This window comes from Marinomonas sp. UCMA 3892 (genome assembly GCF_012726345.1).
Lineage (GTDB): Bacteria > Pseudomonadota > Gammaproteobacteria > Pseudomonadales > Marinomonadaceae > Marinomonas.
In genome coordinates, this window is record NZ_PTXN01000003.1 from 288,970 (window position 1) to 299,003 (window position 10,034).

Annotated in this window: 10 protein-coding genes; 5 read left to right on the top strand and 5 right to left on the bottom strand. The window is 41.7% G+C overall.

The genetic code is table 11. The features are described from left to right. Nucleotide 1: 1 nt before the first annotated feature. From B6N13_RS06590 to manD, 4 genes are all read right to left on the bottom strand, one after another. The gene (locus tag B6N13_RS06590) at nt 2-502 is read right to left on the bottom strand and encodes a TRAP transporter small permease subunit (protein WP_169458904.1); all 501 of its coding nucleotides are present in this window, start codon (nt 500-502) and stop codon (nt 2-4) included. Between the two features lie 50 nt (nt 503-552). After that, nucleotides 553-1,518 (bottom strand): C4-dicarboxylate TRAP transporter substrate-binding protein, encoded by a 966-nt coding sequence (locus tag B6N13_RS06595; protein WP_169458905.1) that lies wholly within the window; start codon nt 1,516-1,518, stop codon nt 553-555. A 97-nt stretch (nt 1,519-1,615) separates the two neighbouring features. Next, nucleotides 1,616-2,638 carry a Zn-dependent oxidoreductase gene (locus tag B6N13_RS06600; protein ID WP_169458906.1) on the bottom strand — a complete coding sequence of 341 codons (1,023 nt, stop codon included), beginning with the start codon at nt 2,636-2,638 and terminating at the stop codon, nt 1,616-1,618. 6 nt (nt 2,639-2,644) lie between these two features. Beyond that, complete coding sequence (gene manD / locus B6N13_RS06605; RefSeq protein ID WP_169458907.1) at nt 2,645-3,856, bottom strand: D-mannonate dehydratase ManD; 1,212 nt, start codon at nt 3,854-3,856, stop codon at nt 2,645-2,647. Between the two features lie 216 nt (nt 3,857-4,072). On the opposite strand from manD, the gene B6N13_RS06610 reads away from it, so the two are divergent. Then, nucleotides 4,073-4,795, top strand: a complete 723-nt coding sequence (locus tag B6N13_RS06610; protein ID WP_048813844.1) for an FCD domain-containing protein — start codon at nt 4,073-4,075, stop codon at nt 4,793-4,795. A 10-nt stretch (nt 4,796-4,805) separates the two neighbouring features. Here B6N13_RS06610 and B6N13_RS06615 read toward each other — a convergent pair whose 3' ends face one another. Next, a complete protein-coding gene (locus B6N13_RS06615) occupies nt 4,806-5,744 on the bottom strand; it encodes a LysR family transcriptional regulator (protein ID WP_169458908.1) in 939 nt (312 codons plus the stop codon). A gap of 857 nt (nt 5,745-6,601) precedes the next feature. Between B6N13_RS06615 and B6N13_RS06620 the strand changes: the two genes are divergently transcribed. The 4 genes from B6N13_RS06620 to B6N13_RS06635 all read left to right on the top strand — a co-directional run. Beyond that, nucleotides 6,602-7,627, top strand: coding sequence for a TRAP transporter substrate-binding protein (locus B6N13_RS06620; protein ID WP_211172794.1), 1,026 nt, complete (start codon nt 6,602-6,604; stop codon nt 7,625-7,627). A 77-nt stretch (nt 7,628-7,704) separates the two neighbouring features. Beyond that, on the top strand, nt 7,705-8,274 hold the full coding sequence (locus B6N13_RS06625; RefSeq protein WP_248280250.1) for a TRAP transporter small permease: 570 nt from the start codon (nt 7,705-7,707) through the stop codon (nt 8,272-8,274). Continuing rightward, nucleotides 8,271-9,593 (top strand): TRAP transporter large permease subunit, encoded by a 1,323-nt coding sequence (locus B6N13_RS06630; protein WP_211172795.1) that lies wholly within the window; start codon nt 8,271-8,273, stop codon nt 9,591-9,593. The genes B6N13_RS06625 and B6N13_RS06630 overlap by 4 nt, the downstream gene beginning before the upstream one ends. Before the next feature lie 112 nt (nt 9,594-9,705). Beyond that, nucleotides 9,706-10,034: helix-turn-helix domain-containing protein (locus tag B6N13_RS06635; protein WP_169458909.1), on the top strand; the 329-nt coding region annotated here is incomplete at its 3' end.

The following is a 10,034-nucleotide window of genomic DNA, read 5'->3' on the forward strand; positions in this document are numbered from 1 at the left end:
TCTATACCTCTACCTTTTCTTTTTTTGATTTATAGCATCCTAATTTTATTATACAGGTTTCCATGTGAGCGATAATTGTAATAGACATTAGGAACATAGAGAGAGGAATGACCGGCATAATATATCGATATGGAATACCGGTCGCATTGAACATTCTAAATTTATAAACATGAATTAATTCTACGCCTTTGGTGATAGAAAAAATGGTAAAACCCAACATAAGTATCAGAACAAATAACTGAAATATGTTTTTAGTCTTTTCATTTAATTTTTCAACAAAGTATGTGATGCCTATATGTTTGTGTTTCTTTAGTGTTATATCAACACACACAAAACAAACAACCATAAAAAGTATTTTAGCAATTTCAACAGACCAAATTATCGGGTAACCCATGCTTCGTGCTATCGCAGCGGAAAACACGAGTATAACGATTAATGACAAAATAATTTGAGATAAAATCACTTCTATATGATATATAGAGCGACTGATTTTATTAAACATAAAAAGTCCTTAAAGCTAAATTTAACAATGGGCTACCTTATTTTGGTATGTTATTTTAAACTTGCTTCTACTTTTTTATATTCACTCGATAGACCTATAGAGTCGAATAAGCCTTTGCTATTTTCTTGAAACTTTTTAATATCAACTTTATTAAGCTTCATGCCATGCTTTATAGATTCATCGATATACTTTTGTTCATTTTCAAGAATAGTCTTGGTTACAAAATCTCCTGAATTGGAGGCTTTTTCTTTTAACAATGCTTGATAACCTTCTGGTAGAGATTTAAGCCACTGCTCTCCCACTACAAGATAAGTCATTAAAAAAGCATGATTTGTCGGTTGGATATAATTTGCTACTTCATAGAGCTTTGAATCATAAAATGCAGCTGGGTGAACTTCTACACCATCAATAACTTGTTGCTGTAAAGCTGTATAGGCTTCATTCCAAGGCATTGGAGTTGCTGTACCACCTAAAATCTCAACAGTTTTCACGCCGATAGTTGAACCAGCAGCCCTAATGCGCATGCCTTTTACGTCAGCTGGTGTCGATACAGGTTTTTTGGTAATCAGCATTCTAGTTCCTTGGAACCAATTTGCAGAGAGAATAACTAAACCACCTTTTTGTTGTAGTTCAGCCTCTAATTCCTTGAATGCATCTGATTTATAGTATTTCTGCGCCTGCTCTAAAGAGTTAAAAACATAGGGGCTAGCTAGAACACCGAAATCATTCACATAGTTTTGCAAACGTGATGGATCAGCCATCATACTCACATTAGAACCAGCTCTCGCTTGTTCAATCAGGTCGCCCGTTCCGCCAAGTGAACCACTTGCGAAAACGTTGACTTTAATATCGCCGTCAGTGGCAGATTCTACTTCCTTTTTAAAATGAAATAGGCCTTTTGTCAGTGGGTTATTTGGAGCAAGTACTGTGCTCATATTTAACTTGTACGACTCAGCATTAGCCGACAAGCTGACAAATGATACGGATGCAATTAATAATATTTTTTTGATGTTCATAGTCGTCTCCATTATTTTTTATTTTTGTATTTGATTAAGACAATTGGTCCTGATAAGAACTTATCTTATAACGTTATTTATCATATTAATGACAATTTCACTCACTCATCTCAACAAGCACTTTACGAGTCAGTTCTGGGTGATTTTCCATTAGTTGAATACCGTCGCCAATGTCGTTTAAAGCGATTCGATGGCTAATTAATGCCAAAGGATCTAATCGACCCGATGCAATCATTTCAAGTACTTGAGGAAAACGGCGGTTATTAAGGCGAGAACCCACTATTGTCAGTTCTTTCTTAATTACTTCAATTTGCGCTAAATCACTTGGTGTCGTGGTGAAACCAAGCAATCCAATACGGCCAGCAGGGCAGGCGATTCGTAGAATTTCGGGTAAAAGCGCCGGAATACATGCCGCATCAGCAATCAAAGGTACACCTTCTCCATTTGTCCATTCTTGGATACAGTCTTCTACTTTGTTTACCCGACTATTGATCACGTCCGTCGCACCAAGAGATTTGGCCGTTTCAAGGCGCTCATCAACAATGTCAGTGACAATAATGCGCTCGATGCCCATGGCTTTAGCCACTTGCACTATGGTCAAACCAATGACACCGGCACCGTAAACCAACAAGCTATCGCCTGGAATTGGCTCCATTCGAGACAAAACATTGGTGGCAATAGAATAAGGCTCAACTAATGCCGCTTGCTCAAGCGTGACATTGTCAGGAAGCACCAAGACATTGCTCGCAGGTGCGCTCGTATACTCACCAAAGCCGCCGTTACGATGTACGCCGAAAACTTGTAAATTCGCACAGACGTTAAAGCGGCCAGCTCGGCAGGCATAACATTTGCCACAGCTAATAACAGGATCGACGCAAACTTTATCACCTACATTAACATGCGTAACGCCTTCGCCAACCGCCGCGACAACCCCTGAAAACTCATGACCTGTGATTCGAGGAAATTGAACAAACGGATTTTGTCCGTGAATAATATGTAGATCTGAACCACAGATTCCCGCAAAGGCGGTTTTAATCAATACTTCACCGGCTTCAGCAACCGGCTGCTTGGTATCGATCAAGGCATAGTCATTTACATTTGCTACTTGAAACGCTTTCATAATTTTCTACCAATTCCACAAGGTGCCATCTTCTAAGCGGTTAACCGGAAGATAAGCAGGTTTATAGGGATATTTCGCAGCAAGTTCTTCATCGATATCCACACCATGACCGGGAACGTCGCCGGGTGTAAAGAAGCCATCGTTGAATTCATAAGCATGAGGAAAGACAAGATCGGTTTCCTTGGTATGCGGCATATGTTCTTGAATACCAAAGTTAGGCACCCACGTATCAAAATGCAGCGCAGCGCCCATACAAATAGGGGAAAGATCCGTCGCACCATGAAAGCCTGTTTTGACATGAAAGATAGACGCAAAATCGGCAATACGACGAACATTCGTTATGCCACCAGCGTGGGTGATTGTTGCGCGGATGTAATCAATTAGCTGATTTTGAATCAACTCTTGGCAATCAGACAAACTATTGAATACTTCGCCAATCGCAAGAGGTGTTGTCGTATGTTTACGAATTAGTTCATAGGAAGACTGGTTTTCAACAGGCGTACAATCTTCTAACCAGAATAAGTGAAACTTCTCGACTTCTTTGCCTAATCGCGCGGCTTGAATGGGCGTTAGACGGTGATGAGCATCATGCAAGATATGCAAATCTTCACCAAACTCTTTGCGAACCGCGGCAAAGAGTTCAGGTACATGATTAAGGTATTTTTCCGTAGACCAAACATGCTCTGCAGGTAAGGCAGAATCCGCAGGTTCATAAGGTTTACCGGCTTCTTTGGAAACACCGTAAGTTGTTGGAATACCGGGTATGCCACATTGAACTCGAACCGCTTTATAGCCTAATTCAACATGTTTACGAACTTCAGCAAGACAAGACTCAATGTCCAGTCCCGTTGCATGGCCATAAACCATGACTTTTTCACGGCTTTTACCACCAAGCAATTGGTACAAAGGCATTCCAGCTAATTTTGCCTTGATATCCCACAAAGCGACATCAACAGCGGCAATCGCCGTCATACCAACAGGACCTCGGCGCCAATAAGCACCGCGGTACAAATACTGCCAAATGTCTTCTATTCTCTGAGGGTCTTTGCCAATAAGGGCAGGGATAACATGGTCTTCAAGGTAGGAGACAACAGACTTTTCTCGGCCATTGAGCGTCGCATCGCCAATACCGTAAACACCTTCGTCTGTTTCTATTTTAAGCGTGACTAAATTACGCCCAGGGCAAGTCACTATTACTTTCGCTGATCGAATTTTCATAAACTACGACACCTAATTATTTTTTTGGTATGCCAAATATCTATGGATTCGACAAAAATAGCTGAAAAAACACCCACAAACAAGTAAAAAACATAATTTTGGCATACCAATATTCAAATCATTGCATTAATTTTGATTAAAATATCGACTTTTCATAGTCTTTACGTGAAAATGGCATACCAAATTATCAGCAATATAACGACTAAGAATATTCCTATGGCAGAACGACTCTACAGAGAAATTGGCGAGAGCATTAAACAAGAAATAGCAAAATCATCGCTTAAAATTGGTGATAAGTTACCGACTGAACGTGTTTATGCCGAACTCTTTGGGGTTAGCAGAACATTGGTTAGAGAAGCTTTTATCATGCTAGAAATCGAAGAGCTGATAGAGGTTAGAAAAGGTTCTGGCAGTTATTTAAAAAATAACCTCTCGTTGAAGACAAGCCACAAGGTGTCGGATGTTGGGCCGTTTGAGCTATTACAAGCACGACAAGAAATAGAAAGCTCAATAGCAGCTTGTGCAGCCCCTGTCATCACCAAGCAAGATTTGCAGAAGCTTCAAGACATACTCGACATCGAAAGTGCAGAATTAGAGACAGTAGAAAAAGCCAACGATGCAGACCGAGACTTTCACCTATCTATTGCACAAGCGACTCAAAATACAGTACTACTTGATACTGCGACACGCTTGTGGGATATGCGAGATGGCAACCCAATGTGGAAAAAACTCCATGCACGTATACAAGACACGTCCTACCATGATCAATGGTTAGATGATCATAAAAAGGTACTGATTCAGCTTCGTAAACGGAATGCAGAAGGAGCAAGACAGGCTATGTGGCAACATTTAGAAAACGTTAAACAAACCTTGTTTAAGCTCTCAGACACAGACGCACCAGATTTCGATGGTTATCTTTTCGCCCAACCGCACAACTAACACGAACACATTAATAAGGTGCAGAAATTAGCTCTTCTACCGTTTGGTGTAACACTTTCAGGAATAATTCGCGGGGTTTATTAGGTTGGGTGGTTTTCTTGCAAATCACGGCAACGCCTAAAGTGTAAGAGCGGTTTTCTGGTGCTACGGCAATGATTTGTCCAGACTCAACATAAGATGCGGCATAACGCTCAGGTAAGAAACCAATATAGCGGCCCGATAAGATCAAGGCTAAGCGGCTGTCATAGAAATACGAGATAGCCGTTAGATTCATCTGGGAAATCTGTTCGCTGACCGCTTCATGTGGTTTTAATCCAGCGTGAGTAGCAGGGTATTTGTCTACTTTTTCATCTTGATCTTCAACGGACATAGTGGCTAATGGATGATCCTTACCGCAATACAGGTAACAATCGTCGCTGTATAAATGCACGTAACTTAGTCCGTCTAATTTACGATGATAAGGGATAAAACCTATATCGGCTTCATCATTCAAAATCATACGCTCAATATTAGACATCGAAGAAACATTAGTGGTGATCGATACCTCAGGCGCTTCGGTGGAAAAACGCTGTATCAATTCAGGAAAGTGGCTACGAGGATCTAAGCTAACTTTATCGGAAAGAGCAAGACGAAGCTTGCCTGTTAAGCTGACATTTAAGTTGTTTACTGTGGTTCGAAAGGCATCTAATGATTCGAGTAAGTTTTCGGTCATTTGATAAATAATCAGGCCTTCCTCGGTCAAAGAAAAACCGCCTCTGCCGCGTTTACACAAGACGAGATTCAGACGCGCTTCTAAATTGGAAATATGCAGACTGATAGTCGATCGTCCAATATTAAGAGAGGTTTCCGCAGCCGAAAAACCACCGCAATCAACGACGGTTTTAAAGACTTTTAGCTGTTTGATCTCATAATCACCGACTTGCCCCAGTGAGTAATTTTTAACACTCATCGCCTCTCCCCATGTGTACTGACATACATTTTATTATTCTAGGCCTGTGCAAACCAAACAATAGTTAGTTCGATGTGCGGTATGGCTATGATACGGCGAGCACTGGCCGCACATAATAAATGATCATCACAATTTAGTTCGTTGATTCTCTAACTTTACATTGATTTATGCGACTTTCATCCCTCTTTCTGCTTCTTTAAGGTAAGAGACGTCGGTTACCGCAGCAAAATATCTTCATGATGATGTTTTATGCATTCAGGATGATTCGTATCCGCTTGGTTAAACCCTGAAATAAAGCGTCGAATTCTGACCTTTTATTTCATTCTTCCAGCACATTATTTTGGCCTGTTTGTCTTGCTTGATAAACAGGTCTTTTTTTGTCAATTTAATTGCTTTCTTCTTTTCAGAAAGGGTCTAAAGAATTAGCTGACCAAATCTAAAGTTTTAACGCGGTTTAACACGTAAGAATCCTTGAAAAGAGCTGCCACTAAAAATCACAAAGCCCTAATTTGGTGCGTTAATCAATTACAGAAAAAAGACTCGACTGCATATTTAAAAAAGCAAAAAAATGCACGTTTTCAACATCATAGATCAATAATATTCACACTATTGATGCATTCAACTAATCTATTTATTGCACCAACATTGGTCATTCAGCCTCTTTATTGTGCACTCGATTTCAGTTAGTTATATGATTTATAACAAATTTTAGCTTTTTAGATTGTTTGATGCTCACAAAACTTTAGATAGGTTTTGTGAGCTTTATTGCTCTTAGTCTTTTTGAAAGTATCGAGTACAAGATGTCACAACCACAAAGGCGTGACTTTTTTATGCACTTTTGTTCTCGAGGTAGCTCAATGATTAAGGCGATACTAAAACTAAAAAAACGATTGGTTGTAAGTTCTCTAGCGGTAGCCCTTGGATTAGGCGCTGTCGCTTCTTCTGCTAATGCTGCAGACTATAACTGGCGCTTCGCTAACCTATACAGCCGTGGTTCTGCTTTCGGTGCTGTGTATGAAGATTTAGCAAAAAACATTGAGACTATGTCTGACGGCCGCATCAAGGTACAAGTTCTTTATGACGGTGAAGGTGTTGGTTCTTCTGGTATTTTTGGTGCAGTAAAAACAGGCCTAATCACCATGGGCGCAACCTTCCAATCTTTGAACGCAGGTGAGCTTCCTGCTGGTTTGGTTGAAATTGGCCTACCTGGCGGCACAAGCGATGTAGGTGAACTAACTACCTTGTTCCAAGAAAAAGGCTGGGCGCCAATTCTTAAAGAAGCCTATGGTGCGCAAGGTCTAGTTTGGCTTGACCCATACATTCAGCCAGCGGTTTACGTTATTACGAAAAAACCAATCAATTCTATTGAAGACTTCCAAGGCTTGAAAATCCGTGCGCCAGGCGCATACGGTAAGTTCCTACGTAACCTAGGCGCTTCTCCTGTTTCTCTTGCTTGGTCTGAGATCTACACAAGTCTTTCAACTGGCGTAATCGATGGTTCGATCGGTTCTAACATGATCGACCACCGCGATGGTAACCACGTTGAAGTAGCGAAATACATGTACCCACTTCCTCTAGCTGGCGCACAAGTGTTACCTATTATCGTTAACAAAAGTGCTTGGAACAAACTTCCTACGGACCTAAAAGCCATTGTGAAAGCGGCGACTACCGTTCACGCTCAAGAGCAAATGACAAAGTCTAGACTTTGGGAATCTGAAGCCATTGCTGACATGGAAGCGAAAGGCCTTCAGTGGAGCCCTGAGCCAAGTGCAGCAGATAAAGCCGCATGGAAAGCAGCAGGCGCTAAACTTTGGGATGAATACGCAGCTGCAGATAAATACAGCAAAGAGTTAATTGATGTGCTTCGCAAAGAACAGAAATAATTGACTTAGCACTAATTAAAACGGCCTTCACCAAGAAGGCCGTTTTAATTTCGATCCATCCTAACAGGTACAAAACAATGATAATGATAATGACTGCGATTAGGCGCTATTGTCTTGGCGTCCACGCTTTGGTGGCGTTTATTGGAAATTCCGTTTCCTATCTTATGCCAGTATTAGCATTTGTCGTTGCCTTCGAGGTTTTCTCTCGATACATATTAGACAGTCCAACCATTTGGGCTTACGACACTTCGCTATTTATCTTTGGATATATTGCTGCATTAGGCGGTGCTTATGCCCAACAGCAACGCGCTCACATCAATGTCGATATCCTTTACAACAAAGTATCCGCTCGAACAAAAAGCATATTTAACCTATTTTCATTCGCTCTCGCCATGTTCTTTATGGTGATCGTTTGCAAAATGAGCATAGGTAAGTTTGAAGAAGCACTCGAGTTTAATTACCGCCGCCAAAGTGAATGGGCGCCTCATATGCATCATTACTGGTTAATGATGGCCGTAGCAAGCGTACTGTTAATTCTCCAACTCTCCAGTGACTGGATTGATGCTCTGCACCAAGCCATTACTGGTAAGCCTTTGATTGAAAAGCCGCTAGAAAATGAAAGTGAAGAAGAGGGCATCGCGCCATGATCAGCATTGAATTATTAACTGCGATTTTATTTGCCTGCATCATAGTGTCGTTTGCCTTAGGCGCACCCGTTGGTTTGGCTCTGGGCGGTATCGCCATGGGTATTGGTTACATGACCTGGGGAGATGCTTTATTTAACGTTATACCGACGACACTTGAATCTACCCATTTTAGCTTCATCCTGCTCGCCATCCCTTTGTATATCTATATGGGTCAATTGCTCACTCGATCCGGTATTGGCGACGCCATGTTCAATGCCAGCCAAATGCTTATTGGTCGTGTGCGTGGTTCATTGGCCATCAGTGTTATTGTGGTGTGTTCCATGATTGGTGCTATGGTCGGCATCATTGGTGCTGGCATCATGACTTCGGGCAGTATCGCTCTGCGTCCAATGTTAGAACGCGGCTACGATAAACGCCTTGCACTGGGTGTCATCATGGCCGGTGGTGGTTTGGGGATTTTGATTCCACCGAGCATTCCAATGATCATGTTTGCCTCGTCTACACAAAACTCAGTAGGGCGCATGTTTATTGGGGCTTTGATTCCAGCACTGATCACTGTCGTACTGCTTATCGCTTACGTGGTGATTTCTTGTAAATTGAATCCAAAGCGTGCCCCTATGGATGTCGTGCCAGAAGTACAACCGACACCAAAGGAGAAATTCTTAACCGCTCGTGATGGCTTGTTGTCACTATTACTGATTGTTGCCGTGCTTGGCAGTATTATCATGGGCATAGCAACGCCTACCGAGTCTGGGGCCATTGGTGTTGTCGGTGCGATTGTTTTAGCGATTTTCTTTAAACGTTTTAAACCTCGTATGGTTCAAAAAGCGGGTATGCAAGCTGCACTGTTGGTCAGTGTGGCGATGTGGATTATCGTTGGTGCATCCGTGTTCAGTAACTTCCATTTGCTAATGGGCGTACAAAACATGGTGGCAGGTTTCACTCAAGACCTTGGCTTACCGCCGATCATGGTCATCATGTTGTTCCAATTGATCATGCTGTTGCTGGGCTTCATTATCGATGAATTTATCATCGTTCTTATGTGTGCACCTATCTTCACACCCATCGCAGTCTCTCTTGGTTATGACCCAATTTGGTTTGGTATCTTGATGATTCTAAACATTGAAATCGCCGTTCAGACACCGCCTTATGGTTTTGCCTTGTTCTATCTAAAAGGCATCGCGCCACCAAACATCACCATGTTGGATATCTACAAATCCATTACGCCGTTTGTCTTACTCAAGTTATTCGTACTCATTATTGTGATGATGTTCCCAGAATTAGTAACTTGGCTACCAAACCAATTAATGGATGGTTAAAGCCAATACCTTTTAGTAGCACAACAATAAAAAGGCGACTCACACACATTGAGTCGCCTTTTTTATTACTACTGTCCCGTCCTGAAATAGGTTTACACCTAGGAGACCTATTATGGGGACACCAAGTAATACCAAACGCAAGCGTACTCAACGCGACTACACAATGGGCTTTAAATTACAGATAGTGATGGCCGTTGAAAAAGGCGACATGACTTATAAGCAAGCTCAAAAGATCTATGGAATCCAAGGCCGATCAACGGTGCTGACTTGGCTTCGAAAACACGGCAAAATGGATTGGTCTACCAAAGTGAGGCTACCCATGTCTAAATCCCCGAAAGTAAAAGAGACACCGGCTCAAACAATCAAAAGACTTGAACGAGAGTTGGAAGATGAACGATTAAGGAATCGCTTACTCAATACGGTGGTTGATATTCTAGATAC

Coding starts and splice junctions, on each gene's coding strand:
- B6N13_RS06590 (WP_169458904.1), bottom strand. CDS start 502: ATGTTTAATAAAATCAGTCGCTCTATATATCATATAGAAGTGATTTTA.
- B6N13_RS06595 (WP_169458905.1), bottom strand. CDS start 1,518: ATGAACATCAAAAAAATATTATTAATTGCATCCGTATCATTTGTCAGC.
- B6N13_RS06600 (WP_169458906.1), bottom strand. CDS start 2,638: ATGAAAGCGTTTCAAGTAGCAAATGTAAATGACTATGCCTTGATCGAT.
- manD (WP_169458907.1), bottom strand. CDS start 3,856: ATGAAAATTCGATCAGCGAAAGTAATAGTGACTTGCCCTGGGCGTAAT.
- B6N13_RS06610 (WP_048813844.1), top strand. CDS start 4,073: ATGGCAGAACGACTCTACAGAGAAATTGGCGAGAGCATTAAACAAGAA.
- B6N13_RS06615 (WP_169458908.1), bottom strand. CDS start 5,744: ATGAGTGTTAAAAATTACTCACTGGGGCAAGTCGGTGATTATGAGATC.
- B6N13_RS06620 (WP_211172794.1), top strand. CDS start 6,602: ATGATTAAGGCGATACTAAAACTAAAAAAACGATTGGTTGTAAGTTCT.
- B6N13_RS06625 (WP_248280250.1), top strand. CDS start 7,705: ATGATAATGATAATGACTGCGATTAGGCGCTATTGTCTTGGCGTCCAC.
- B6N13_RS06630 (WP_211172795.1), top strand. CDS start 8,271: ATGATCAGCATTGAATTATTAACTGCGATTTTATTTGCCTGCATCATA.